This window comes from Corallococcus sp. CA053C, from assembly GCF_003611675.1.
GTDB lineage: Bacteria > Myxococcota > Myxococcia > Myxococcales > Myxococcaceae > Corallococcus.
Window position 1 is genome coordinate 1 of sequence record NZ_RAWA01000107.1, and the last position, 24397, is coordinate 24397.

The 24397-nt window shown below is 69.2% G+C and carries 21 protein-coding genes and 2 pseudogenes; 9 read left to right on the top strand and 14 right to left on the bottom strand.

Annotated elements, in window-relative coordinates; translation table 11 throughout:
• A pseudogene (locus D7V97_RS16470) lies at window positions 1-1390 on the bottom strand (hypothetical protein); the annotation flags it as partial.
• A 75-nt stretch (window positions 1391-1465) separates the two neighbouring features.
• Entirely contained in the window at window positions 1466-1975 is a 510-nt protein-coding gene (locus tag D7V97_RS16475) for an antibiotic biosynthesis monooxygenase (RefSeq protein WP_120611596.1), read from the bottom strand.
• 51 nt (window positions 1976-2026) lie between these two features.
• Between D7V97_RS16475 and D7V97_RS16480 the strand changes: the two genes are divergently transcribed.
• Together D7V97_RS16480 and D7V97_RS16485 are read left to right on the top strand one after the other, a co-directional pair.
• Complete coding sequence (locus D7V97_RS16480) at window positions 2027-2782, top strand: fatty acid desaturase (RefSeq protein WP_199728833.1); 756 nt, start codon at window positions 2027-2029, stop codon at window positions 2780-2782.
• A 28-nt stretch (window positions 2783-2810) separates the two neighbouring features.
• Complete coding sequence (locus D7V97_RS16485) at window positions 2811-3563, top strand: helix-turn-helix domain-containing protein (RefSeq protein ID WP_233582880.1); 753 nt, start codon at window positions 2811-2813, stop codon at window positions 3561-3563.
• 21 nt (window positions 3564-3584) lie between these two features.
• Here D7V97_RS16485 and D7V97_RS16490 read toward each other — a convergent pair whose 3' ends face one another.
• Both D7V97_RS16490 and D7V97_RS16495 read right to left on the bottom strand, forming a co-directional pair.
• Window positions 3585-5174 carry a hypothetical protein gene (locus tag D7V97_RS16490; protein WP_233582882.1) on the bottom strand — a complete coding sequence of 530 codons (1590 nt, stop codon included), beginning with the start codon at window positions 5172-5174 and terminating at the stop codon, window positions 3585-3587.
• Between the two features lie 284 nt (window positions 5175-5458).
• Window positions 5459-6301, bottom strand: a complete 843-nt coding sequence (locus tag D7V97_RS16495; RefSeq protein WP_120611599.1) for a helix-turn-helix domain-containing protein — start codon at window positions 6299-6301, stop codon at window positions 5459-5461.
• Window positions 6302-6402: 101 nt separating this feature from the next.
• Here D7V97_RS16495 and D7V97_RS16500 point away from each other — a divergent pair, with 101 nt between their 5' ends.
• On the top strand, window positions 6403-7164 hold the full coding sequence (locus D7V97_RS16500) for an SDR family oxidoreductase (protein WP_120611600.1): 762 nt from the start codon (window positions 6403-6405) through the stop codon (window positions 7162-7164).
• Between the two features lie 27 nt (window positions 7165-7191).
• Window positions 7192-8067 (top strand): NAD(P)-dependent oxidoreductase, encoded by an 876-nt coding sequence (locus D7V97_RS16505; protein ID WP_120611601.1) that lies wholly within the window; start codon window positions 7192-7194, stop codon window positions 8065-8067.
• Window positions 8068-8130: 63 nt separating this feature from the next.
• Here D7V97_RS16505 and D7V97_RS16510 read toward each other — a convergent pair whose 3' ends face one another.
• Window positions 8131-10113 carry an OPT family oligopeptide transporter gene (locus D7V97_RS16510; protein WP_120611602.1) on the bottom strand — a complete coding sequence of 661 codons (1983 nt, stop codon included), beginning with the start codon at window positions 10111-10113 and terminating at the stop codon, window positions 8131-8133.
• A gap of 292 nt (window positions 10114-10405) precedes the next feature.
• Between D7V97_RS16510 and D7V97_RS16515 the strand changes: the two genes are divergently transcribed.
• Complete coding sequence (locus tag D7V97_RS16515; RefSeq protein WP_233582885.1) at window positions 10406-11944, top strand: ATP-binding protein; 1539 nt, start codon at window positions 10406-10408, stop codon at window positions 11942-11944.
• Between the two features lie 17 nt (window positions 11945-11961).
• On the opposite strand, the gene D7V97_RS16520 is transcribed toward D7V97_RS16515, so the two are convergent.
• Window positions 11962-14409, bottom strand: a complete 2448-nt coding sequence (locus D7V97_RS16520) for a CocE/NonD family hydrolase (protein ID WP_120611614.1) — start codon at window positions 14407-14409, stop codon at window positions 11962-11964.
• Between the two features lie 96 nt (window positions 14410-14505).
• On the opposite strand from D7V97_RS16520, the gene D7V97_RS16525 reads away from it, so the two are divergent.
• Window positions 14506-15093 (top strand): TetR/AcrR family transcriptional regulator, encoded by a 588-nt coding sequence (locus D7V97_RS16525; RefSeq protein ID WP_120611603.1) that lies wholly within the window; start codon window positions 14506-14508, stop codon window positions 15091-15093.
• A gap of 32 nt (window positions 15094-15125) precedes the next feature.
• Here D7V97_RS16525 and D7V97_RS16530 read toward each other — a convergent pair whose 3' ends face one another.
• The 3 genes from D7V97_RS16530 to D7V97_RS16540 all read right to left on the bottom strand — a co-directional run bounded on the left by D7V97_RS16530 (window position 15126) and on the right by D7V97_RS16540 (window position 18245).
• Window positions 15126-16571: a hypothetical protein gene (locus D7V97_RS16530; RefSeq protein ID WP_120611604.1), complete on the bottom strand. Its 1446-nt coding sequence runs from the start codon at window positions 16569-16571 to the stop codon at window positions 15126-15128.
• Window positions 16572-16656: 85 nt separating this feature from the next.
• Entirely contained in the window at window positions 16657-17337 is a 681-nt protein-coding gene (locus tag D7V97_RS16535; protein ID WP_233582886.1) for a hypothetical protein, read from the bottom strand.
• On the bottom strand, window positions 17325-18245 hold the full coding sequence (locus D7V97_RS16540; RefSeq protein ID WP_120611605.1) for an endonuclease/exonuclease/phosphatase family protein: 921 nt from the start codon (window positions 18243-18245) through the stop codon (window positions 17325-17327). The genes D7V97_RS16535 and D7V97_RS16540 overlap by 13 nt, the downstream gene beginning before the upstream one ends.
• A gap of 247 nt (window positions 18246-18492) precedes the next feature.
• Between D7V97_RS16540 and D7V97_RS16545 the strand changes: the two genes are divergently transcribed.
• A complete protein-coding gene (locus D7V97_RS16545) occupies window positions 18493-19872 on the top strand; it encodes a DUF3943 domain-containing protein (RefSeq protein WP_158623378.1) in 1380 nt (459 codons plus the stop codon).
• A 38-nt stretch (window positions 19873-19910) separates the two neighbouring features.
• Here D7V97_RS16545 and D7V97_RS16550 read toward each other — a convergent pair whose 3' ends face one another.
• Together D7V97_RS16550 and D7V97_RS16555 are read right to left on the bottom strand one after the other, a co-directional pair.
• A complete protein-coding gene (locus D7V97_RS16550) occupies window positions 19911-20417 on the bottom strand; it encodes a lipocalin-like domain-containing protein (RefSeq protein WP_120611607.1) in 507 nt (168 codons plus the stop codon).
• A gap of 8 nt (window positions 20418-20425) precedes the next feature.
• Window positions 20426-21145 (bottom strand): SDR family oxidoreductase, encoded by a 720-nt coding sequence (locus D7V97_RS16555; RefSeq protein ID WP_120611608.1) that lies wholly within the window; start codon window positions 21143-21145, stop codon window positions 20426-20428.
• 110 nt (window positions 21146-21255) lie between these two features.
• Between D7V97_RS16555 and D7V97_RS16560 the strand changes: the two genes are divergently transcribed.
• Complete coding sequence (locus D7V97_RS16560) at window positions 21256-21867, top strand: ABATE domain-containing protein (protein WP_120611616.1); 612 nt, start codon at window positions 21256-21258, stop codon at window positions 21865-21867.
• Window positions 21868-22121: 254 nt separating this feature from the next.
• Here D7V97_RS16560 and D7V97_RS46795 read toward each other — a convergent pair.
• The 3 genes and pseudogenes from D7V97_RS46795 to D7V97_RS16575 form a co-directional block, all read right to left on the bottom strand.
• Window positions 22122-22367, bottom strand: a pseudogene (locus D7V97_RS46795) (transposase); the annotation flags it as partial.
• Between the two features lie 95 nt (window positions 22368-22462).
• On the bottom strand, window positions 22463-23410 hold the full coding sequence (locus D7V97_RS16570) for a sigma-70 family RNA polymerase sigma factor (RefSeq protein ID WP_120611610.1): 948 nt from the start codon (window positions 23408-23410) through the stop codon (window positions 22463-22465).
• Between the two features lie 52 nt (window positions 23411-23462).
• On the bottom strand, window positions 23463-24101 hold the full coding sequence (locus tag D7V97_RS16575; protein ID WP_120611611.1) for an NAD(P)-dependent oxidoreductase: 639 nt from the start codon (window positions 24099-24101) through the stop codon (window positions 23463-23465).
• A 105-nt stretch (window positions 24102-24206) separates the two neighbouring features.
• Between D7V97_RS16575 and D7V97_RS46800 the strand changes: the two genes are divergently transcribed.
• A partial coding sequence (locus D7V97_RS46800; RefSeq protein WP_368668926.1) for an ABATE domain-containing protein occupies window positions 24207-24397 on the top strand: 191 nt, incomplete at its 3' end.

Genomic DNA, 24397 nt, shown 5'->3' on the forward strand with positions numbered 1-24397 from the left:
TCTCGGGGGAGTACGAGTCCGTGAAGAGGAGGTACTCGCCCGGGGGGAGGTTGGCGTAGGAGAGCGCCGGGCCGCAGCCCAGGTCCGCGCCATCACACGCGAAGCGCAGCGCGAGCACGTTGGAGGAGGAGAGCTGGCCGTCGTTGAACGTCGCGGAGAAGTCGCTCGTCTGGTCCACCCGGAAGCGGTAGACGGAGTCGGGCCCGGGCGTCCAGTCCATGCAGTCCAGCGTGAAGTCGTCCGCGCGGCCCTGGGTCGGCACCCAGGTGGTGACCTGGCGGTTGGAATCAAAGGTCAGCGGGAGGGCCTCCGAGCAGACCTCCCCCGTGGGCGGCGGCCGGATGCCGAGCGCGAGGTCGAACTCACCGGCGGCGAGGGTCTCCGAGGACACGATGACGGAGTACGTCCCCGTGAAGAGCTCGCCTTCGAAGTGGGAGGTCCCCAGCCCGGAGGCGTTGCAGGTCGGGTCCGTGCAGCCGAAGCCCACCGTGAGCACGGGCTCGAACCCGGCCGTGCGCGAGGTGACGGAGGCGCTCACGACCGCCGGGGCCGCGAGCGTGAAGGTGTACACCGCGTCGCGCGCGCCTTGGACGCAGCTGAGCCCGTCAGGCGCGTAGCGGCGCAGGTCATCCTGGAGCGTGGCGTTCCCCCCGGACAGCGTGAGCGCGCGAGGCGCGGCGCAGGTGTCACCGGCCCCGGGGGGAGACAGCCGCAGCTCCACATGGAGGGGCGAGCGCGCGGTGCCGACCGCCTCCACCCACGCGAAGATGCGCCCGCGCAGTGCCACCGTGGTGAGGCGCGCGCTCCGGGAGCCCGCGGGGGCGAGCTCGCACCGGAACTCCGAGCCGCCCTGGGCGCAGTTGCCGCGCAGGGCCACGAGGGGCCGCACCCCGTCGTCGTCCGAGCGCACGACGAGTTCGACATAGGTGCCGTTCTCCGGCACGTCGAAGGCGACGACGGCATCCGCGCTACCGGTGCCGCAGCTCGCGGTGGTGTCATCGGCCAGGCCGCTCAGGTCGAGGGTCGCGCTCGCGAAGCCTTCCGAGTCCACGCGCAGCTCGATGGGCGCGACGCAGGTGTCCCCCTCCAGCGGCTCCACGGGCGTCTCACACCGGCCGGTGACGCAGACGGCGGTGAGGCAGTCGCTGCACGTCGCCCCCGCGAGGCCGCAGGCGGTGTTCTCCGTGCCCAGGCGACACTGGCCGCTACTGTCGCAGCAGCCCGCGCAGTTTCCAGGGCCACAGGTCACGCCCGCGTCAGACGCTCCGGCGTCGGTCGTGCCGGCATCGGCCGTGTTCACCGGCCCCGCATCGGGCTTGCCGTCAACGGGCGGTGGTTCCGAGGAACACGCGACGAAGGTGACTGCAAGGAGGACAAGGAGATGGCGCATGGAGGCTGCTCCGGGGGGAGAGGCTTCGTGCCCGTTGGAACAGCCCCCCTGGGCGCCGCACTATAGGACAAATCACTATTCCTTCAGCGGCACGGCTCTGAACTGACCCAGCTCCGCCTTGATGCCGTGCTGAGCCAGCAGCGCGGGCATGTTGATTCCGTTCTTCTTGTAGAAGGCGCCGACCTCCGCGACGGCCTTGTCGATGGCGTCCTGGCTCTCCCACACGGCGATCGTGGCGATGTTGAAGCTGCCGGGCCCACCCGTCTTCTCGAACACCACGTGCCCCTGGAACCCGGGCAGCGTCTGGATGAAGGCGAAGTTGCGCTGCATCGCGGCTTCGAACGGCTCACGGGCGGCGTCGGGCACGGTGAAGTTGTCGATGCGAACGCGCAAGCCAGGGTTCTTCGTCACATCCATCGAGATCATCTGCGGAGGCTCTTTCTGGGCCGGACCCACCGTCGCGCAACCGGTGAAGAGGGCGAGGAGTGAGGCAGCCACGGTCATTCGGGACATGACCTCAAGGTAGCGGAGCACCTCCGGGCGGACTTGGACGAATTCAGTGTCCTGCGCGGCGGCGTCGAACACGGCGTGTTAAAACTCCCGCTCGAGATGACCCATCAGGAACTGCTCCGCCGCGTGGAATGGAAGGACCTGAGGAAGCTCACGACCCGTGAGTTGCTCATCGAGAACAACCTGACCCTTCCCTGGTTCGCGGTCTCGATGCTGCTGGCGCATTTCGGGTACTACGCCCTCGCGCTGCCCTTCTCCGGCTTCTTCTTCCTCACTGGCCTGCGGCAGGTCCACAACGGCTTCCACCACACGCTGGGGACGAACCGGTTCCTGACCTGGCTCGCGCTGTATCTCAACAGCGTGCTGATGGTGGTCTGCCTCCACGCGGTGAAGTTCAACCACTTGAGACATCACCGGTTCTGTCTGGCGGAGGGTGACTACGAGGGGAAGTCAGCGGGCATGTCCTGGTACGGCGCCGTGCTGTATGGCCCCGTCCACATGGTCCTGATCCACAAGGTGACGCTGCAGCTCGGGGACAAGAAGTACCGGTGGAATGTCCTGTTCGAGCTGGCCTCCATCGCGGCCTTCCTCTTCCTTGTCTTCCACTTCGAGCTGCACTTCCTCATCTACCACGTCGTGGTGATGGTCCTGGCCGAGTGCCTGATGGCGTTCTTCGCGGTGTGGACCGTGCATCACGACACGCAAGACAACCCGATGCTCGCGCGGACCCAGCGCACCGGCTGGAAGAACCTGATCACGTTCAGCATGTTCTATCACCTGGAGCATCACCTCTTCCCGGCGGTCCCCACCATCAAGCTGCCGGAGCTGGCGAGGCGGCTCGACGACGCGCTGCCTGATGTGGAAAAGCGTCAGACCTTCTGAGGCCCGTATGGATGTGAAGCGATTTCCCGTGAGCGGACGGCTGGCCCCCTTCGTGAAGGCCTTCACCCTCGTGGAGGCGCACGAGGAGACGACGCGCACGTTGATTCCCGAACCGGGGCTCGTGCTCGGGATCCGCTACAGCGGCTCGGCCACCCAACTGGAGGGAGACGCCGAGTGGCTGCTTCCCGGACACACGCTCACGGGGATGCGCACGTCCGCGCGGCGCATGCGGACCTCGGCCGGAGGCGGAACGGTGCTCGTCACGTTTCGCGAGGCCGGGGCCGCGAAGTTCTTCGCCGAGCCGCTTCACGAGCTGTTCGGGCAGACAATGTCGCTCGCGGACCTGATACCCCGCACGGAGCTCGACCGCGTCGCCTCCCAGGTGGCGGAGGCGCGGGACGACGCCCACCGCATCGCCATCGTCGAGCAGTTCCTCGGTGCGCGCCTGCGGGCCCACGAGCCGGACCGGATTGTCGCCGCCGCCGTGGAGGCCATCCAGAAGGCTCGCGGCTCCGTGCGCATGGGCGCCCTCGCGCGCCAGCTCCACCTCAGCCAGGACGCCTTCGAGAAGCGCTTCCGCGCCGGAGTGGGCTCGACGCCGAAGCAGCTGGCGAGCCTCGTGCGCGTGCGCCATGCGATTGCCGCGTACCGCCCTGGGAGCAGCCTGTCCCGGCTGGCGCTCGACGCGGGCTACTTCGACCAGTCCCACTTCATTCGCGAGTTCCGCGCCGTCACCGGGGAGGCGCCCCGGCGCTTCTTCCACACCGTGGAACACTGCTGAAGCGCCGGCGCGCTCACGGCTCTATCGCCTGATGCGCAGCGTGACGGAGGTGAAGACCTCGACGCTCTTCCCGTCCTCCTGAACGAAGTAGCTCGTGTAGCCCACCGGCATGAAGTAGAGGCCCCACGCTTCGTACTCCGTGTTGCTCCTGGCGCCGAACCGCGCCAGTCGCATCGTGTACAGGGCCATGCCCGTGCAGCCCTCGCACTTGGGGGCGCGGTACACGAACACCGTGCCGCCCTCAATCGAGTTCGAGCCGGTGAGGCGCGACTTCGGTACGGCGATGAACAGCCGCTGATCGGTGCCAGGAATATCCCAGACCGCACCCAGCGGGAGGCTGCTGGTGCTGGCGGCGTTGCTGGCCACCGGCCGGACGGTGACGTCGATGGAGCCACCGCTGTCGACGGCCGAGTTGACCTTGACGAGCTCCTCCTTCTCCGTCCACCCCAGCCAGTGGAGCTGCGGGAGGTTGTAGTTGTCCGACGCGAAATTGCCCATGTATGTGCTCGCGTCTTCGGACTCGAGGGTCTTGTCGGTCGCGGGGTCTCGCACGCTGCCGTGCGCGAGGCCGAGGACGTGCCCGGCCTCGTGGGCCAGGTCCCGGAACAGGGTGCCCCGGAGATAGACATTGCGCGAGCCGGAGTTCGACTTGGGGCAGATCCCGCTGGGCAGCATGTACACGGTCATGAACGCGTTCGAGCTGGCTTTATGGGTGGCCTGGCTCTTCGCCGTATCGCAGTTGCTGCTCGTCACCTGCACGGTCTGCGAAGCGATGACCTCCAGGCTCACCTGGTTGCGAGACGCGACGGAGTAGAAGTCGCTCAGGTCGCGGACGTTGTTCCGGAGGGTGGCCAACGAGGGTGTGGTCCTACCATCGAGGGTGACGCGGACGAGCTTGACGGTGAGCTTCTGGTTGATGGCGCTCACCCTGCTGTTGAAGTTCTGGACGCACGTCGACTCCGTGCTGGCGCAGTCGTAGCGCTGCGCCGAGGGGGGCGCCCAGAAGTCCTGGATCCGGTACGAGCGCACGGTGTCGTTCGCGCTGGCGCCGCTCCCGAAGGAGGTCTCACAGAGGTTCGTGTCGACATCGACGGTGACCGAATCGCCGCTGCAGTCCGCACCCGCATGGAGCGTCACGGTCTTGCCAATCGGCACGTCGACGTACGAGGCGCCCGCGGCTTCCGCGAGCGTGTAGCAGCCGTTGGCCGCGGCCTCCTGGATCACCTGGGAGACGCCGTTGCAGCTCTCGCGCACGCGGACGAGCGGCGGGCGCGGCGTGAGGAGCTGCTCGCGCAGCGCGGGCCAGTTGGCCGCCGTGCAGTGTCCAGCCTGCACCTCATCGATGAAGAGACCGTCCTCGAGCTCCGGGTGCTCGTAGGTCTGGCACGCATCCCACAGCTCGCTCCAGTGCGCCCAGTCACAGGTCCCCGCGTTGGCGTACGTCGCGACGCACGACAGCGACGCCTCCAGCGCCGGGGAGATGACCGCCTGGCGGGAGGACGCGACGGACGCCTCGGTGCCGGTGCCGCCGGGCTGCTCGTGGGTGGGCTGCGCCTCCTCCACTCCATCGCACCCTGACACCAGTGCTCCGCACAGCATGACGACCGCCATGGACAGCTTTTGCATACGACTCCCTTTCGCAGCCTTTGGCTGCGTGCCACTGCGCACCCCGAGCATCAGGGTTGCTGTTGCGATTCAATGAATGGGCAGGAAGGCCGGCGGTGCCGTCAGGGCTGGAGTGCCTGCGGGGTGCACGGCCGGAGCCTCTCCAGCTGCGAAGGCTCTTACCCGGTTTCCGTGTAAACATCGACTGCTGGTGATATTTATTCTACGCCGCGTATGGCGGGTGTCGCGGTGTCGAGCGACGGCTTCAATCACAGTCGGACGCGCGGGGCTCACCGTGCGCGAGCGTCACGCGCCACCACGGAGGGCGTCACCCCGAGCACCCGCCGCATGCACCGCGCCATGTGGCTCTGGTGGGAGAAGCCCGCTTCGAGCGCCACCTCACCGGCGGACAGCCCGCCCCGCTGGAGCAGCGTCCTGGCGCGCTCCACCCGCCGTTGCACGACGTACTCGTGCACCGGCAGTCCGGTGGAGCGTTTGAACAGGGTCTTCAGGTGGGACGCGCTGACCCCGGCGACCCCGGCCAGCCGGGCCAGGGAGAGGTTCTGATCGAGGTGCTCCTCGATGTACTCCGTCACGCGCCGCAGCTGCGGCTTCGACAGGCCGCGCTCGCGTCCGAAGGGCGCGGGGTAGCGGCCCAGCAGGTGGACGGAGAGCGCCAGGCCCAGGCACTCGGTGTAGAGCAACCCTCCGGGATGGCCGGCCCTGCGGTCCGCGTCGAGCGCCCAGGCGATGTGTTCAATCTGCGGGTCCCTGAATTGATGGCGCTGTTCCAGGCCGGCGCGGTCGGGGTCCCGTCCCATGTCCTCCGCGGCGCGCCGCAGGAGGGCAGGGGAGAGCCGCACGAGCACGGAGGCGCTCGCGTCCTGGTTCTCCCAGACATCCGACGCGCCGGCCGGGAAGAGGTCGATGTCGCCCTGTGTGTAGACGAAGCGGTGGACGCGGCACGCCCCACGTAGGGGCGAGCCCGCATGAATCTTGAGCCGGTGGTCGGGCACGGACTCGAGCTCCATGACCCCGGCCGCGGCCGTGTGGAAGTCCACGTGCAGCCCGAGCCGGGGGCGTACCCCGTCGAAGGAGTCTCGCGCGCCCGTCGTCTGCGTCTGCCTGTCCATGCCTCGCACTCCTCGTCCGAACGTGCTCCGCGCGCGTCCGAACGTGCGCGACCGCCGCGGGCTTCCTCCCTATTCATTGCCGCCTCACCAAGGAGAAGTCCATGGGCAGGTACACAGGCAAGAAGGCAGTCGTGACGGGCGGGACCCAGGGAATGGGACTGGCGACCGTCAAGGCGCTCCTCGACGGCGGCGCCGAGGTGCTCTTCACGGGGCGGAATGAGAAGACGCTCGAAGTGACACGGCGGGAGCTGGGGCCCCGGGCACACGGCGTGCGCTCGGACACGGCGAGCCTCACCGACATCAACGCGCTGGCCGGGGCCGTGGAGGAGAAGCTCGGAAGGGTGGACCTGGTGTTCATCAACGCCGGCTTCGCGCGCCTCGGCATGTTCGAGCAGGTCGACGAGCCGGTGTATGATCAGACGTTCGACATCAACACCAAGGGGGCGTACTTCACGGCGCAGCGCCTGGCTCCCCTCGTCAATGAGGGCGGCTCGTTCGTCTTCACCACCTCTGTCGCCAACGTGAAGGGGATTCCCGGCATGAGCATCTACTCGGGCTCCAAGGCGGCGCTCCGGTCCTTCGCGCAAGGGCTTGCCGCGGAGCTGCTGCCCAGACACATCCGGGTGAACGCGGTGAGCCCCGGCTTCATCAAGACGCCGACGCTGGGCGTTGATGGCGCGTCCGCGGAGGAGCTGGCCGCCTTCGAGAAGGAGGGCAACGACACCACGCCCATGGGGCGCATCGGCCGTCCGGAGGAGGTCGCCCAGGCGGTGCTGTTCCTCGCCTTCGAAGCCACCTTCACCACGGGGGCCGAACTGCCCGTGGATGGCGGACTCATCCAGGTCGCCGCGCCGCACCGCTAGCACTTCCCGCAACAGAGGAGCACGGACATGAAGCCAGCAATCGCAGTCATCGGGGTAGGGCGCATGGGTGCCGCGCTCGTGAGGGCCTTCCTGAAGCAGGGGTACGGGGTCGACATCTGGAACCGCACGCGGGCGAAGTGTGAACCCTTGGCCGCCCAGGGGGCCCGCATCGCGGAGACGGTGCGGGACGCCGTGGCCGGCGCGGACCTCGTCGTGGTGAATGTGAGCGATTACGGCGCGAGTGACGCGTTGCTCCGGCCGGACGAGGTGACGCACGCGCTGAAAGGGAAGCTGCTCGTGCAGTTGACGTCGGGTTCACCAGGCCAGGCGCGGGAGCAGGCCGACTGGGCCCGGCAACACGGCATCCGCTACCTGGATGGCGCCATCATGGGGACCCCGGACTACATCGGCCAGCCGGGTGGAACCCTGCTCTACGCGGGCCCGGTCGAGCTGTTCGAGCAGGCCCGTCCCGTCCTCCTCGCGCTCGGGGGCAATACGCAGCACGTGGGCAGCGACGTGGGGCATGCCGCCGCGCTCGACAGCGCGCTGCTCGTGTCCATGTGGGGACAGCTGTTCGGCGTGCTCCAGGGGGTGGCCGTCTGCGAAGCGGAGAGCATCCCGCTGGAGACGTTCCTGGGCTTCATCAAGGCCTTCACCCCGGTGGTGGACGGCGGCGTCACGGACCTCGTCACGCGGGTCCAGCAGCGCCGCTTCGCCGCCGACGCGACGACGCTCGCCACCGTCGAGGTCCACGCCGGAGCGCTGCGGCACCTGCTGGAGCTGTGCAAGGCGCGCGGGCTCCACCGCGCGGTGCCCGAAGCCTTCGACCAGCTCTTCCAGACAGCCCTCCGAGCAGGGCAGGGCGCGGAGGACTTCGCCGCGCTGACGCGCTTCATGCGCTGAAGCCGCCAGCGTCGCGGGCAGGGCTCGGGCAATCCGGCCCTGCCCGTCAGCAGGGGCTCACGCTCAGGTCGAGATGCGCAGCGCCGTCCGCGCCGCCCAGCGGTAGAGCCCGCCCACCGCGATGACACCGAGCACCAGGGCGATGAGCATGGTCGTCACTTCACCCATTCCGTTCGGGATGGCCAGCGGCTCGCCCTTGCCCGTCGAGACGATCAACCCGGCCAGCGCGACGTTGAACAGGCTCTCGCCCACGATGAAGCCAGACATGATGAGCACGGCCAGGCGTTTGGCGGGCTCGCCCCAGGTCTGCTTGCTCGCCGCGCGCTCGAAGGCCCAGCCAGCCAGCGCGCCCACGACCACCGGCACCGTGACGGCGCTGGGCAGGTAGATGGCGAGGCCCACGCCCAGCGGCGGCAGGCTGTAGCGGTCCTTGCTGGCCTTCTTCACCCCGAAGTTGATGACGACCAGGGTCAGGCCGAGCGCCGCGCCCCACAACACGAGATCCCACCGCAGGTTGCCGCCAATCACACCCTTGGCCAGGGTGGAGATCAGGGTCGCCTGCGGCGCCGCCAGCGGCTGTGCGGAGATGGCATTGGCGTTGGGCGCGCCCGCGAAGCCGTAGGCCCGGTTCAGCAGCGCCAGCACGGGCGGGACCACGGCCGAACCGGAGACCACGCCGATGAGCAGGGCCACCTGCTGCTTCCAGGGCGTCGCGTCCACCAGCTGGCCCGTCTTCAGGTCCTGCAGGTTGTCATTGCCGATGACCGCCACGGCCAGCACCACCGTGGTGACGAACAGCGCGAACGCCACCAGCGCGGGGGCCGCCTCCGGCCCCGTGACCTGCCGCCCGACCACCCCGACGCTGAGCGCGGCGCCCAGGATGGTCAGGATGGCGATGCCGGAGACCGGCGAGTTCGACGAGCCGATGAGACCGGCCATGTAGCCGCAGACGGCGGCGGCGCAGATGCCCGCGAACAGCACGTAGCCGATGCCCACGGCGACCAGCGGCACGCTCAGGCTCTCCAGGACGGTGCCCTGGAGGAAGTTCGCCAGGAGCCAGCCGGCCGGCAGCATGGAGAGCAGTGTCACCAGCCCCACCGTGCGGATGGGCAGGTCCTGCTCCGTGCGCTCGAGCGCCTGGCCTTGCGTCTTGGCGCGCCGCGCCGCCTCCAGCGCGGACCGCAGGCCCCCGATGACCGGCTTCGCCAGCCCCGCCAGGGTCACGATGGCCGCCGCGCCGATGGCACCGGCGCCAATCATGCGCACCTGCGTGCTCCAGACGCGCAGCGCGTGCTCCGCCGCGGGGGCGTCCGTCATCGGGTTCATGGACGTGAGGAGCGGAACCAGGATCCCCCACGCAATCACCAGGCCGGCCAGCATCGCGATGCCGACGGTGATGCCCATCAGGTGTCCCGCGCCGATGAGCGCCAGGGAACTGGCGGCGCCGATGCCGGTGGCGCCGCCGCCCACCCTGAAGTACCCGGCCACCTCACCCGCCATCAGCCGGGCGGCGGCCGCCGCCGCGAACAGCGCCGAGGCGATGCTGCCCCAGATGACGGACATGAGGCCCGCCTTGCCCTCGGCCGCGCCGGAGCGCGAGGAGGTGCCGACCTTGAGCACCTCGGCGGCCGCCACGCCCTCGGGGTAGGGGAGGTCGGAGGCGGAGACCAGCGCGCGACGCAGCGGCACGGTGTACATCACGCCGAGCACGCCGCCCGTCGCGCACGCGCCGAACGTCGGCCAGAACGGCACGTCGGTCCACCAGCCGGTCATCAACAGGCCGGGCAGGACGAAGATCACGGAAGCGAGCGTGCCCGCCGCCGAGGCCAGCGTCTGGACGATGTTGTTCTCCTGGATGGTGGCGTTCTTGAAGGCGCTCAGGAGCGCCATCGAGATGACCGCCGCGGGGATGGAGGTCGCGAAGGTGAGGCCGACCTTCAGCCCCAGGTAGACCTGCGCCGCGGTGAAGACCAGCGTGATGAGGACCCCGAGGGTCACCCCGCGCAGGGTTATCTCCTTCGGCTGGGAGGATGTGACGGCATTCATGGGGAGCGCTCCTTCAGGGCCGCCTGGATTGGCGCCTCGGAGAGACATGGCGCCGAGGATACTGGCGTCCCGTGCGGAAGCGTATTTGTCGGCCGTGTCACCGACAGTGGACGGGGGGCCGCCCTGGCGGCACTGCGGCCGAAGAACCAGCCGGAGCGCTCCACGCGGCCAGGATACGCGGAGTGGACCCGAGGGGTGCGCCGCCCGCATGGCGCGAGCGTCAGGCCGACCCGCTGCGCATGTTTCCTTCATCGGGCAGACCGACCCGCGACGCCGGAAGGGGGTGGCCGGAATGAAGGGCGACATCAGTGCGGAGCCGACGGCATGGGAGGACGCTGCTCACTCGCGGACCACGCCCACCTCCCGCCCTTCGCCGGTCGAGCTGCTGCTCCAGGTGGGGGCGAGCCTCCATGCCGCGCTGGTCGTGGACAGCAAGGGGTGGATTGTCTGGATGGACCCGGTGCTGGCCGGCGCCGCCGGGTGGCGGAGCGGCCCTCCCGTCGGCCGCTCCATGGAGGAGGTGCTCGGCGGCCTGCCCTGGCTCCGGCACGCGCTCGACGAGGCCCTCACCGGCACGGATGGACTGTGTGAGGACGATGAGCAGGAGCCGCGGCTGAGCGCGGTGGTGGTGCCCGTCTTTGGCGAGGACGGGATGCAGCTCGGCGCCTGTGCCCGCCTCCGGAGGTCCGAGCTGCCCAGACCGGAGGCCACGAGGGAGCAACTGGAGCACGAGCGGCTGGAGGAGTCCTTCGCCTTGCTCGACACCCTCTTCAATCACGCGCCCGTCGCCCTGGGCTTCATCGGGCGGGACCTGCGCTGCCTGCGCATCAACGACGCACTGGCCGCGCTCCACGGCCGGCGCCGCGAGGAGGATCTTGGCAGGACGGTGCGGGAGATGACGCCCCAGCTGGCGCCCATCATCGAGCCCCTGATGCGGCAGGTCCTGGACCAGGGAACCTCCATCATCGGCCTCAACATGACGGAAGAGAGCCCCGCCACCCCGGGCGAGCAGCGGCACTGGAACGTCAGCTACTACCCCGTGCGGGCGGCAAGCGGCACCGTCCTGGGCGTGGGGGTGGTGGTGGCCGAAAGCACGGAGGAGTACCGCGCCCGGGCCGAGCGCGACCGCCTGCTGCGCGAGGCCGAGGAGGCCATCCGCGTCCGGGACGACTTCCTGTCCGTCGCCGCCCACGAACTGAAGACGCCGCTGACCCCCCTCAAGCTGCATCTCCAGATGCTGAAGGGCCAGGCGGACGCCGGGCACGTCGTGGCCCCGCGCCACGTGGACAAGGCGCTCGCCCAGCTCGCGCGGCTGTCGGTGCTCGTCAATGATCTGCTCGACACCTCGCGAATCCAGGCCGGGGAGTTGGAGCTCACGACGGAGCCCCTCCCGCTGCGGGAGTTCATCCGCGAGGTCCTCTCGGAATTCCGCGGCACGAGCGCCCTCCACTCACTCCGGTTCGAGGCGCCCGACGAGCCGCTCGTCATCAGGGGAGACCGCGCCCGGCTCGCGCAGGTGCTGACGAACCTGGTGGAGAACGCCTTCAAGTACAGCCCCACCGGCGGCACGGTCCGCGTCACGGCGCGGCGCATGGGGACGGAGGCGTGCGTCTCCGTGAAGGACGAGGGCATTGGCATTCCGGAGGAGGAGCAGGCGCAGCTCTTCGAGCGCTTCTTCCGCGCGAGGAACTCGCCCATCTCCGGCTTCGGAGGCCTGGGGCTGGGGCTCTACATCTGCCGCGACATCATCGAACGCCACGGCGGCCGCATCTGGGTGGAGAGCGGAGTGGGGCACGGCGCGACGTTCCACTTCACCCTGCCTTGCCTGTGACGACCGAAGGCACGGCGTCAGCCGGCCACGGGGGCGAGCGCTCTCGCAGCGGCGACGATCCAGTTCCTGAACTCCACGGCGAGGTGCTGGCGGTGTTGCTCGAGGATGTCCTCCGGGCAGGCGGCAGGGAAGTAGCAGGTCAGGTTCGCGGTGAAGCCTTCAGCGGTGTCGCCGAACTGGGTGAGCACCCGTCCCACCACCGTGCCGTCCGGCAGGTGCATGGCGCCGAGCCTGCGGAACGGATGGTCGGACTCGGGCAGCAGCTCGTTGCGCACCTCCGAGGCCCAGCTCGGGGCCGTCTCGAAGCCTGGCAGCACGACACGGCAGACATGGGGGCCGAGGTTCTCGACGATCGTCACCGTGGAGTCCGGGTTGGGGGCGATCACGAAGTGCTCCGGTTCGCCCGCCAGGAGGATGTTCTCGTCACTGAAGCTGTTCTCGAGCCAATGCACGAACTGCGCGGCCTTGAGGCCTCGGACCGCCAGCACGGTGGTTCCGGAGGTGAACTTACCGGCGGAGGCCTTGGCCCTTTCGCGGAGGAACGCGTTTCCTTCTTCGATGTCCTTGGCCAGGAGGTCCATCAGGCCTTGACGCCCGATGCGGGCCTTGAGCAGGGCGAGCGCCCGGCGAGCGAAGACGAGCTCGAAGTCATCAACCCCGCCCGCCGCGGTGGGCCCTGACACGAGCTCGACAGCAAATCCTTCTTGGGCTGCCATTCCCTGACGCCTCGCCTGGACGGGCAGCTGCAGGTAGGAGGCGTGCTTGCCGCCGGTGTGGATGACGTGCTGTCCGCTGTTGGCAGGGGTGTACTCGCGGATCGCGGGCATCATCGTCCCCAGCAGGCTCCTGCCGCTGATGACGAGGCGGAGCTGTTCGCCGGGGTGGAACGCGAGGCCGACCGGGAGCAGATCAATCTCGACCTCGACGACCTCACCGGGGGAGAGCTTCTCGATCCTGTCGAAGCTGTGGGCGGGCACGGCCTCGGTCGACAGCGTCTCGTCCAGGTGGCGCAGGGAGACGCGGAGGCGTCCGTCCGAGCCCTTGTACCGAAGAATGGAGGCGCCGCGTTCGGTGAGGTCCTGCACCAGCGCGCCCTGGTTGGGCACGGTGAACTGCTGCAGGGGCGTGCCGTACGCATCCAGCTTCTGCACGAGGACGAAGAGGTCCATGTCGTCCGAGCCGCGTGCTTCGACCCAGAGGTGCGCCTTCGGGTAGCCGACCAGGACGGTCTCCTTGTCGAAGCGCGTGATGAACGACACCTCATCCGGGTTGGAGCTCACGTCGTAGACCGCCGTCGCTTCATCGGTCGGTGCGGTCGTGGTCAAGGCGCGCGAGCGGCCGTCGAGGTAGTACTTCGTCGGCGTGACGTCCTTCGGTGGGAACGCGTCCGCGGCGACCCGGACCTGGTCGCCGCCTTCGAGATCGAGCACGGAGTACTGGACGCGCGGCGTCTGCTCCCACCCGTTGTCCTCGCCCTTCAGGTAGCGGTCGAAGAAGCGGCGCAGCTCCTCCCTGTTCGCCTCGTCGTAGTAGTCGGGCCACTCCTGGGAGTTGTGGACGCGGAGCCACTTCTCCTTCGAGGCCATCCGGCGCCAGGCGCGGAACGTGCCTGCCGTGTGCAGGGTGTTCGAGTAGCTGGCCACGACGTATGCCGGAACGGTGATCCGCTCGAAGCGCGGGATCTTGTTCTCCCACAGGTCGCTCATGAGGGGAGACCGCTCGGCCTCCGCGAGGATGTCCTCCTTGCGCCCCTTGCCCCAGTAGCTGTTGTCCTGCAGCTGCCTCGCGAACCCGGTGTCGGGCATGCCGCCGCGCAGCACGAGGTCCCGGTAGACGTCGCTGACGCCCTCCCACGGGTTGATGGCCGCGAGGTGCGGGGGCTGTTCGGCGGCGGTGAACCACTGCGACACCGCGAGATAGGACGTCCCGCTCATCGCGACCTTGCCGTTGCACCACTCCTGGGCGGCCAGCCACTCGATCAGGTCGTAACAGTCGCGTCCCTCCTGGCGATCCCAGATGACGCTGTCCCCGTCGGAGTCGCCCACGCCCCGAATGTCCGGATTGCAGATCGCGTAGCCCTGCGCGCACCAGTACGCCGGGTCCGGCCCCTCGAACTTCTCCAGACCCGACACGACCCCGTTGTCGATCCCGACCAGCTTGAAGATGCCCATCACGCTCGGGGAGCTCCCCTGGCCCTTCCCGTACGGGCTCCAGGCCACGATGACCGGCACCTTCTGCGTCCCGGCAGGGCGAAGCACGTCGACATAGATCGTCACACCGTCCCTCAAGGTGACGGCGACGTCCTTCTCGAGGACGACTTCGACCGGCAGCGACCGGAACGGGGGCGCGAGCTGGAATCCGGCCGGCAGGGTCCGGGTGCCTGGATCGAACCCACTCAAGACGCCGTACCTGGCGCCCGGCTTCAGCGGCTGGGACGGGACGAACACCTTCTGGTCATCGCTCACGACGCTCTCCTCGTGTCTCTTCATCCAGGGAACACCACCATACAGAACGTTAATTCTGTTTGGCAAGAGAGGCGTGGGTGTGACTAGTCTTCGGTCATGCCCAAGCTGAGCGAGGGTTCGAGGCAGCGTCGGCGCGAGAGCATCGCGGCGGCTGCCATGCGCTGCTTCGCTCGACAGGGCTTCGCCAGCACCTCGATGGCGGACATCATCAGCGAGGCGGGCTCATCCGCCGGCTCGGTCTACTCGCACTTCTCGAGCAAGGCCGAGCTCTTGCGCTTCGCGGCCTCGACCGCGCTGAGCGATGTGGTCACAACCTTGAGCGACGAGCTGCCCTCGGAGCGCACTCCCGCCAGCGTCCTCGCGCACTTGCTGCGGTCGAGGCGTGACAGGGTGCACGCGCAGACCCTCCTCCAGATATGGGCGGAGGGGCCTCGCGACGGGGAGCTTGAAGAGATCACCCGGGACAGTGTGAACGAGCTGCGCGCACTCGTGCGGACCGCGTTGCTGCCCTGGTGTCAGGAGCCCGCGCGCGCAAGAACGAGGACTCCGGGCACCGCCGCGGACGAGATCTCCGACGCCATCGTCACCGCCGTTCAGGGCTACCTGGTCCGGGTCAGCATCGACCGTGATCTCGACAGTGCGCTCGTCGAGCGCCGCCTGATCGCCGTCTTCGAGAAGTTCTGATCCCCTGCAGGTCCGGGTGACGGCGCCGGAAGTCACCCGGAGAGCATGGGCAGGAGCAGGTCCCGGAGGTGGTCCGCGAGGAAGCGGTAGCTCACCCCGAGGCGGCCGGCCTCCGTGCGAAGGTCCGCGCCCTGGAGCACCTTGAACGCGGACTGCCGCGTGGCATGGAAGAGCCGGTCGTCGTTGCCTCCCGGGTTCAGCGAGGGTCCCCACTGCGCCAGGGGAAGTCGCGCCCGCAGCCGCTCTCGCTCCAGGTAGTCCAGGTGCTCCGTCGGGCCGGGCTCGGGGGCCTGCTCGACCTCGTGGCTCCAGTCGATGGCGTGGACGAACTCCGCGTAAGGCCTCAGCCCGCTGGAGGCGAGGGAGTCTCCCGCGAGCGCCGTGAGAATCGCGTTGATGACCTCCGGCAGGTTGACCAGGTCGCTGTGGGAGTCCTCGCGCACCGGGGGCACGTAGGCGTGGTAGCAGGAGGCGGGCAGCCCTGGCAGGACCGAGGACTGGAAGAGCACGGTGCCATCCCCGTTGGAGAGCTTGCCTGGCGCGGGCGGCGGCTGGGAGTGGATCGTCCAGCCTCCCGGCCCCATGGCCGCCGCATAGTCCGTCTTCCCGTTCAGGCCGACGATGACCACGGTGCGCGACGCGAAGCGCTGGGCCACGTCCTGCGCCTGCAGGCGGGTGAACTGGTAGCCGCTGAAGGAGAAGCGCAGCAGCGGGTCGCGCAGCTCCAGGTGGTAGGGATTGGTCCAGGACCCGGCGCGGTAGAGGTCCTGTCCGGTGCGCACGGGGTACTTCAGCACCGCGTCCAGCCCGGGCATGCGCGTGGGCCAATACTCGCGGGGCGCCACGAGGAGGTTGAAGAGACCCGGCATGCTCGCCGCGGACTGGCGCAGGGTGACATTGCTCAAGAGCCAGTCCATGGGCGTGCCGGTGCCATCCTCGATGACCCGGAGGGGCTTGAGGGCGCCCCAGAAGGGCGGCGCGCAGAACACGATGCGCTCGATGGCGTCATCGAACTCGCGCGTGGAGGCCAGCATCCGCAGCAGCACGCAGCCGCCCATGCTGTGGGTGACGAAGCGCAGCGGCTGCCCGTCCGTGCGCAGGCTTCGCAGGAAGAGCGCCAGCCGCTGTGCCTCGACGCCGATGCCGTCGCGCCAGTCGAAGTTGAAGCGACCCCACCCGATGCCCGCGAGATAGTCGGCGTAGTGATCGCCGATGACGGGCAGGGTGACCGTGGAGCGTGCGTAGATGAACTGCCCGGGGCCGTCGACTCCGCCCTGGGGCGTGACATTCAAGAAGGCGAGGTTGTCCACCTCGTGCCAGATGCCCGAGTCCAGCCAGAGCGTGTCGCGGCGTTGCCGGTCGTACAGCTCACTGCCCATCACCCCGTGCAGGAAGATGGCGCGCCGGGGCGAGTTGCGGATGTCATTGAGCCATCCCGGCCAGACCTCGTCGGCGTAATAGTCTTGCTTGAGCAGCATGGGGCCCCCGGGAGGCTGAAGCTAGGGAGCCCCCGCGGCCGGGGACAATCACCCTGGGGGGACGGGCTGGAGCGTGAAGGCTCCGTCATCGAACGTCGGCGCGTCGCCAGCGGAACGTCAGCCCGACATGGCCCGTCAGCGGCTGGCGGCCATCTCTCAGGTCGAGCGGAAGCTCGAGGCCACCCTCTGCTCGCAGCTCGAGGGACGGACTCACACGGAACGCAACGCCCAGCGAACCGCCCGGTGAGGCCACCAGGTGTGTGCCGTTGAACCTGCCTTGAAAGACGGTGAGCGGGCCCGCGAAGGCCCCCATCAGCGACGCGCCCCCGGTGAGGGTCCACGTTCGATTGATCCGATAGTCGACCAGCGTCTGCGCCCCGAGTCGGAAGTTGACGGGCTCCGTGGAGCTGTTGGTGACGGGCACGTACCAGGCACCCGCGCTCGGGGCGACCGACAACGTCCAGGGGGACCGCTCGACGAGCCGGTGCCGGGTCCCGAGCTCGAGGCCCAGCAAGCCGAGGCGACCGCCCCAATCCCAGTTCTCGCCGGCCCCCTTGCGGAAGGTGAGCTCGGGGCTGGGCAGATACGCCCGCTCCCGGCCGTGCTCGAAGGCGAGCGCGTTCAGTGAAACGCCGACCTCCGTCGTCCCCGCGGGGGTCGTCGCCGCGCCGAGGTTCCGCGCTCCGCTCAGACAGCCGGGGGCGAGGAGCAGGAGCCCCCCCAACCCCAGGGCCCGCGTGGCGTGCCGCGGCGTCATGACGGCCATGCGAAGCGCACCCAGACCGGATGGTGATCGCTGCCGGCAGGACGCTTGTCCACGCCGCGATCCACCGGAGAGAGACCCCGGACGAAGACGGAGTCGAGCGGCAAGCCGCCGATGATGGAGTCCACGGTGTCCCCCACGCCTCCCGAGGCCCACACGAATCCCCGCTCCGAGAACAGCTTCACGGTCTGCTTGAGGCTTCCCGGGTCGGAGGTGTTGAAGTCGCCTGCAATGACTTGCAACGGCTCCGCTCCGTCGACCGCGTCGATGATCGTCTCCGCCTGATCAAGCCGTCCGCTGAGCCCGACGATGGGGGTCGCGTTGTGCACGGAGACCACCTGGACGGGGGTGCCTCGGATGTCCAGCGTCGCGACGACGGCGATGCGGTGCTGCTGGTGATACGGGTCGTCATGGGGAAGGTTGATCTTCCGATCCGCGGTGAGCGGCCACCGGCTCAACAGCGCGGGCCCGAAGTCATCGCCATCCACCTGGACGGAGGCGGGGTAGTAGACGTAGGCCAGCCCGAGCTCCCTGGCGATCCTGTCCACGGAGGTCGCGTCCATCTCCTGCATCGCGATGACGTCCGCTTCCGCGAGCGGAGGTCTCCTGAGGGCCGTGATGGCCTCGGTGACGTTTTCGGCGAAGGCGAGGTTGAACGTCACGACGGTGAGCGAGGAGGGCGCCTCCGCGGAGGCGGCGTCAGCAGTCCGATGGTCTCCGCTGTATCTCGGTCCGGTCTCATCGGGGTAGTTCTCCGCGAGCTTGCACGCGGGCAGGAGTGCGAGCAGGAGGAGCGCCCACGGCAGCGCGACGAGCGGGCCCTTGCTCCGGCGCGTGAAGGCCTGTCGCGGGGACGCGCTCCGCCCCTGCACGACCCGGCGTGCTTCGTTGGGCGGCAATGACTGACTCATCTGACTCATTACGCAAATGAACGGTGCGGGGGACCAAAGATTCCGTTCGCGGCGGTCTGGAGGGAGGTGCTCCATGCGCTTCTTCGGTGTGGCCGTCCGCCATCCGACGCACCCTCCGGTTCCAGGGCCGATGGCAGGAGGGGCAGGCCAGTCCCACCCTCAATCCCGACATTCTTTCCTGCATGGAGGGATGGGGCCGCTCATTCCGACCCACGAGAGGCGGGGTCGCGCGTTGGGGACAATGGCCGTGAGGTCCGGGGGGACCAGCTCCGCAGCCCTCGTGCACCTCGCGATGGTGGTGCTGCTGGCCGCGGCCTTCCCGGCCCAAGCGCACGAACTCCCCGCGGATGCGCCACTCGCCGCGGAGCCTCCGCGCCGGAATGTCTGGCTGGCGCTGGGCGAGGTGACGGCGGCGAACGCGGCGATATGGTCGGTGAACCGGTTCATCCGGAAGACCGACTGGTCCGAGGTGAGCCCGGAGGTGTGGAAGCGCAACCTGACGGGCCGCATCGAGTGGGACGCGGACAAGTTCACCGCCAACCAGCTCGACCATCCGTACCACGGTGGCATCTATTACAACATCGGGCGCGACAATGGCTTCAGCTACTGGGAGTCCGGGCTCCTCACCTTCCTTGGCAGCCTCCAGTGGGAGGTGTTCGGTGAGAACAACCCCCCGTCCACCAATGACATCATCAACACCAGCCTCGGAGGTCTCGCCGTCGGCGAGGTGCTGTACCGGCTGTCCTCGATGATCCTGGACAACGGCGCCACGGGCTGGGAGCGGGGCGGCCTGGAGGTGGCGTCGGGCCTGCTCAATCCCGGGCGCGGCCTCAGCCGGGTCGTCCGGGGCGAGGCGTGGCGGGTCGGGCCCACGCCGCCCGAGTGGAAGCCGCTCCACTTCGCCGGCTTCGCGCGGGTGGGGTTCCTCCAGGAGGGAGCTGGCGCGGCGGAGCAGGCGGGCCAGGTCCAGCTCTTCATCGGGTTGGGCCTGCGCTCCGGCGACCCGTTCCTCGACGACTTCCACAAGCCGTTTGACAGCTTCTCGGTGGACGCCCGCTTCATCACCCGCCAGGACCACTTCCTCAGCCAGGCCGAGGTGCAGGGGCTGCTCGCGGTCACCTCGCTGGTGCGGCGACCCCGGTGGCAGGTCCTGCTGGGCGCGTACCAGTTCTACGACTACGTGGAGATCGGCAGCTACCAGGTGGGCGCCCAGTCCTTCAGCGGGAGCCTGCTCTACCGCCACGAGCTGAAGGGGGCGCTGGATGTGCGGACGAGTCTGGACCTGCGAGGCGTGGCGCTCGCGGCCATCTCCTCGGACCCTTCCGAGACCGACGGGCGGGGCTACGACTACGGGCCCGGGTTGGGCGTCACGCTGCGGTCCGCGTTGGGCTCCTGGCCGTGGGAGTACGTCGGCCTGGAGCTGGAGACGTCGTGGATCCGCACCCTGAACGGGGCGCCGAACGACCACTTGATTCAGGAGGGGCGCCTCCATGCGGACATCCCGGTGTTCCGTGGACTGGGGCTGGGCGGCAGCGTCCAGCTCTTCCGGCATGACAGCCTCATTCCCCATGGGCAGGCCGACACCCAGAAGAGCCCGCGGTTCCAGGTGTTCGTGTCGTGGCACTGAAGTCCAGCGCCTGCCTGCCTTCCCTCGGGTGGGGGCGCCTATCGCATGCGCCGCCACTTCACCTCGCCCACCGCCGTCGCGCCGCCGCTCGTGGGGACGGGGACGGTGTACGTCAGCTCGTCGTCGGTGAGGGTGAAGGCGCGCTGCTGTGCGGTGCCCTCCCAGTTCGGGAACGAGGCGTGGTCGATGTGGAAGGTGAGGGTGCCCTTCGCGCCCTCCACCGTGTAGCGGCCGAAGTGCGAGTTGCTCCCTTGCACCGTGGCCTTGTACTCCTCGGCAGTGCCCTGGCCCTTGTCGTTGGAGGCGAACCGGGCGCGGCCCGCGCGGAGGATGTGCAGGGAGTAGCGGCCCTGCGCGTCGAACATGAGCAGGCCCTGGGGCTGGGGCCCGTAGAGCTGCACGCGGCGGCCGTCGGGGTACACGTTGTCGCAGAGCACGAGCGTCCACGTCCCCATGAGCTGCTTCGAGGACCCCTGCTCCGGAGGAGCGGCGGCGAGGAGCAGCAGCGACACGGCGGCGAGGGTGAGGCTTCGGGACAGGTACATGGCGCGCCTCACATGAGCAGGCCGCCACCGTCCACGGAGAGGACGGTGCCGGTGAGGAAGGGGTTGGTCATCGCGAAGAGGGTGGCGGCGGCGAGGTCCTCCGGCCGGCCCACGCGGCGGGCAGGGGCCTTGCTGGCGTAGTCCGCGAAGAGCCGGTCGCGCGCCTCCGCGCCGAGCCGGTCCCAGAAGGAGCCGGAGTCCACCACGCCCGGAGAGATGGCATTGAGCCGCACCGGTGCCAGCTCCACCGCCATCGCCTTGGTGAAGGCCTCCAGTCCCCCGTTGACCAGGCTGGTGATGGACGTGCCCACGGCGGGCCGCCCCGCACGGAAGCCGGAGAAGAAGGTGAGGGAGCCGTCCTGGGCGATGCGCGGAGCGGCGTGCTTCACCAGGAAGATGGGCGCCCAGAGCTTGGAGGCGAAGGCCCGCGCGATGGCTTCGACGCCCATTGCGGTGAGAGGCCCGGAGGCGCCCTGGCTCGCGGTGCTCACGAGGTGATCAAAGGGGCCCACCGCGTCGAAGAAGGCCGCCACCTGTGCCTCCACCGAGGCGTCCAGGACGCGCACCTCCCGGTGGTCCTTCAGCAACGCCGCCGTGGCCTCCAGGGGCTCGCGCTTGCGGCCCGCGATCACCACGGCCGCCCCGGCCTCCGCCGCGGCGACGGCCACGGACCGGCCAATGCCCGAGCCCGCACCGATGACCACCACCCTCTTGCCTTCGAGCTGCATGCGTCCACCTCCGGATGGAATGCCGTAACCCCATCAAGGAGTTACAGGTGCGGATATGGGCCGAAATTCGTAACCTGTCAATACGGTTTCATGCTTTGTTGGTGACGCACATGGCACGCTCGAAACGTCCCACTCCGCGAACGCACGTGGCGCCGACCGGCGAGCTGCGCGACGGGTTCAAGTTCCGCTCCGGCCGGCTGGCGCTGGACCTGCCGGCGTCGCTGGCCGCGCGGCTGAAGGCCGAGCCGAAGGACCTGCTGGAGACGCCGCACGACCTGGGCCGCTGGCTGGTGGCCGCGGGGCTGGCGGCGAAGGACCCGAAGCCCACGGCGGAGGAGCTGCGGCAGGCGCGCGAGCTTCGCGAGGCCCTCTACCGGCTGGCGGTGGCCCGCTTGCGAAACGAGGACCTGGACTCCCGGGACAGGGCGCTGGTGAACCGGTGGGCAGCGGAGCCTCCTCCGGCGCCCCAGTTGGGCCCCGAGGGGCTGACGTGGACGAGCGGTGGCGTGCGCTCGCTGCTGGCGGCGGTGGCGAGGGACGGCGTGGAACTGCTGGGAGGCCCGCTGGCGGAGCGCATCCACCACTGCGAGGGGGAGGGCTGCGCGCTGCTCTTCGTGGACATCTCGCGCTCCGGGCAGCGGCGCTGGTGCTCCATGTCGGGCTGCGGCAACAAGGCGAAGGTGGAGGAGTTCCGCCGACGCCAGCGCGAGGACGGCCACTGACGATGTACGGTGCTCCGCATCGTCGTCGTTTGCCCACGCCATTTCGAGTCACGGCGCGGTGGGGGCTCGCGGACAGCCGCAGGTGCCGTTGACCGGACGTCCGTACAACCCTGGGCCCTCCATTCACTGGATTGGCCCATGCGCGCGACCCATGCCGTCATCAGCGAGATTCGAAGCACCCTGTAGGTGGGCAGGAACACCACGCAGGCGCCAACGGCTTCGAGCGCCTGGCGCACACCGGCCACTTTGTGGGCTCACAGGTTGTCCATCAGCACCACATCGCCAGGATGGAGCCAGGGACAAAGCCGCTGGCGGACGAAGCGCACGAAGATGCGGCCATTGATGGCCCCTCGGTGCGTCATCAACTTGGGTCGGCAGCCCACACGGATGGCCCCCACAAGCGTCAAGGTCGTCCAGCGGCCGCCAGGGCGCACGCCTCGGGCGCGTTGGCCCACAGGAGCCCAGCCGTACTCGCGTGCCATGGAGGTATTGCAGAAGGACTCGTCGAGGTGGCGTGTTCGTGCACTCCAGCTGCTCCGTGCTCACCTGGAGGACCGGATGGAGCGCGTGAGTGTGACGCGCTCGTTTTCGGCCCTCACCCTCTCGGCGACGGCCACAGCCGCGTGAAGTCCGAAGCCGTGTCGACCTGACGGCCGAGACGGCCCAGCCGCTCCGGGTCGGCGTGGAAGTACACGCGCTGGACCTTCCCCTGGGCGACCGCGAGCAGCAGTGCCGCGAAGGGCTGGTCGCCATTCCAGAACACAGCGGCCGGCTGTCCGTTCACCTGATGCGGTTTGACGCGCAGCACGCCCGCGGTGCGCTGCGCGGTCGCGACGATGAACGCGGCGATGCGCGCGGCCCCCTGCATGGGCTGGGGGAGGTTGCGCTGACCGGCGAAGCGACGTCCCGCCGCGCCGCCGTCGGTCACCATGACGGCATCCTCGGCGAGGAGCTGCACGACGCCCTGGAGGTCACCCCCCGAGGCGGCCTGCAGGAAGGCCCCGAGCAGGCGGCGATGGTCCTCCTTCGAGGCCGATTGCATCCGCCGCTCCGTCGCCAGGCTCCGGCGCGCACGCTCCAGCAGCTTGCGGCATGCCGCCGCGGTGTTGCCGACGAGTTCGGCGATTTCCTGATGGCCGAAGTCGAAGACGTCGTGGAGCAGCAGCACCGCGCGCTCGGCGGGCGTCAGGCGCTGGAGCGCGACGAGGACGGCCATGGAGAGCTGCTCCACGCGCTCGACGCGAGCGATGCCGCCGTCGTCGAGGTCGACGGGCTCGGGCAGGCGGTCGGGGCGGGTCTCCTCCCGGCGCGACCGGGCGGAGCCGAGTTCATTCAAGCAGAGGCGGGTGACGACGGTGACGAGGAACGCCCTCGACGACTCTACGTCGCCCTCTTGGTCCTGCCACCGCAGCCAGGCCTCCTGGACCATGTCCTCGGCACGGCCGAGGTCACCCAGCATGCGATACGACAGCGCCACGAGCTCGTGACGGCACGACTCGAAGGCCTCAAGGCGGCGTGCCAACGACAACCGACTTGCCATCATGAAACCCTAGCGTTCATGCGCACTCCGGGCACGACGTTCGGCGGGAATTGCTTCACGCGCCATGCTCCCCCCGAGCGAGCCCGACGACCTCTCGCGTGTGGGTTCCCTGCTCGACGCAATCGAGGAGGAACGACGCCACCGCGCGGAACGACATGGACCACGCGCTGGTGGGAAGCCCTTCGCGCTCGCTCCGGTAGGAGTCCTCCAGCGAGGCGATGAGCCGTGGGGGCCGGGCAATCGTCCAGGCGAAGGGCGTGGCCCGAATCACGGCCTCGGCGGCGACGAGGTCCCGGAGGTGGTGCTGGATGAGCTTGCGGAAGAAGGCGAAACGCAGGCCTCCTCCCGGGAACAGTAGCGCCGCGGAGACCAGGACGAGGCGTTTGACGGAGGCCCGCTCCATCGCGGCCACGGTGCTGGCCGCGCACTCGGCCAGAAGCGTGCTTGGCCGGAACGCCTCCCGCCCCGACGGGCCGAGGGCGGAGAGGATGGCGTCATGCCCGGGGAGCACCTGGGCGAGCGGGTCCGTATGCAGCGGGTTTCCCTGGACGACAGTGAGCGCCGGGTGGCGTTGGAGGATCTTCTGAGGCGAGCGGACGAACGCAGTCACCTGGTGCCCGCGAGCGAGGGCGAGGTCGAGAAGCTGGGTGCCGGTCCGGCCCGTGGCACCCAGGATGAGGAGTCGCTGGGTCATGCCGTGAAGACCGGACAGCGCGCGGGAACGTGACCTGCCGCCGTCAGTTTTCCCGCGGAACCCCGAGGCCTACATGTCCGCCAAGTTACTTCGCTCCGGCCGGCTCTGCCTGGACCTGCCGGCGTCGCTGGCCGCGGGGCTGACGGCGAAGGACCCGAAGCCCACGCTGGAGGAGCTGCGGCAGCGCGCGAGCTTCGCGAGGCCCTCTACCGGCTGGCGGTGGCCCGCTTGCGAAACGAGGACCTGGACTCCCGGGACAGGGCGCTGGTGAACCGGTGGGCAGCGGCGCCTCCTCG

Coding starts and splice junctions, on each gene's coding strand:
- D7V97_RS16550 (WP_120611607.1), bottom strand. CDS start 20,417: ATGTACCTGTCCCGAAGCCTCACCCTCGCCGCCGTGTCGCTGCTGCTC.
- D7V97_RS16575 (WP_120611611.1), bottom strand. CDS start 24,101: ATGACCCAGCGACTCCTCATCCTGGGTGCCACGGGCCGGACCGGCACC.
- D7V97_RS16505 (WP_120611601.1), top strand. CDS start 7,192: ATGAAGCCAGCAATCGCAGTCATCGGGGTAGGGCGCATGGGTGCCGCG.
- D7V97_RS16500 (WP_120611600.1), top strand. CDS start 6,403: ATGGGCAGGTACACAGGCAAGAAGGCAGTCGTGACGGGCGGGACCCAG.
- D7V97_RS16515 (WP_233582885.1), top strand. CDS start 10,406: ATGAAGGGCGACATCAGTGCGGAGCCGACGGCATGGGAGGACGCTGCT.
- D7V97_RS16560 (WP_120611616.1), top strand. CDS start 21,256: ATGGCACGCTCGAAACGTCCCACTCCGCGAACGCACGTGGCGCCGACC.
- D7V97_RS16510 (WP_120611602.1), bottom strand. CDS start 10,113: ATGAATGCCGTCACATCCTCCCAGCCGAAGGAGATAACCCTGCGCGGG.
- D7V97_RS16540 (WP_120611605.1), bottom strand. CDS start 18,245: ATGAGTCAGTCATTGCCGCCCAACGAAGCACGCCGGGTCGTGCAGGGG.
- D7V97_RS16555 (WP_120611608.1), bottom strand. CDS start 21,145: ATGCAGCTCGAAGGCAAGAGGGTGGTGGTCATCGGTGCGGGCTCGGGC.
- D7V97_RS16525 (WP_120611603.1), top strand. CDS start 14,506: ATGCCCAAGCTGAGCGAGGGTTCGAGGCAGCGTCGGCGCGAGAGCATC.
- D7V97_RS16570 (WP_120611610.1), bottom strand. CDS start 23,410: ATGATGGCAAGTCGGTTGTCGTTGGCACGCCGCCTTGAGGCCTTCGAG.
- D7V97_RS16495 (WP_120611599.1), bottom strand. CDS start 6,301: ATGGACAGGCAGACGCAGACGACGGGCGCGCGAGACTCCTTCGACGGG.
- D7V97_RS16530 (WP_120611604.1), bottom strand. CDS start 16,571: ATGCTGCTCAAGCAAGACTATTACGCCGACGAGGTCTGGCCGGGATGG.
- D7V97_RS16535 (WP_233582886.1), bottom strand. CDS start 17,337: ATGGCCGTCATGACGCCGCGGCACGCCACGCGGGCCCTGGGGTTGGGG.
- D7V97_RS16490 (WP_233582882.1), bottom strand. CDS start 5,174: ATGGCGGTCGTCATGCTGTGCGGAGCACTGGTGTCAGGGTGCGATGGA.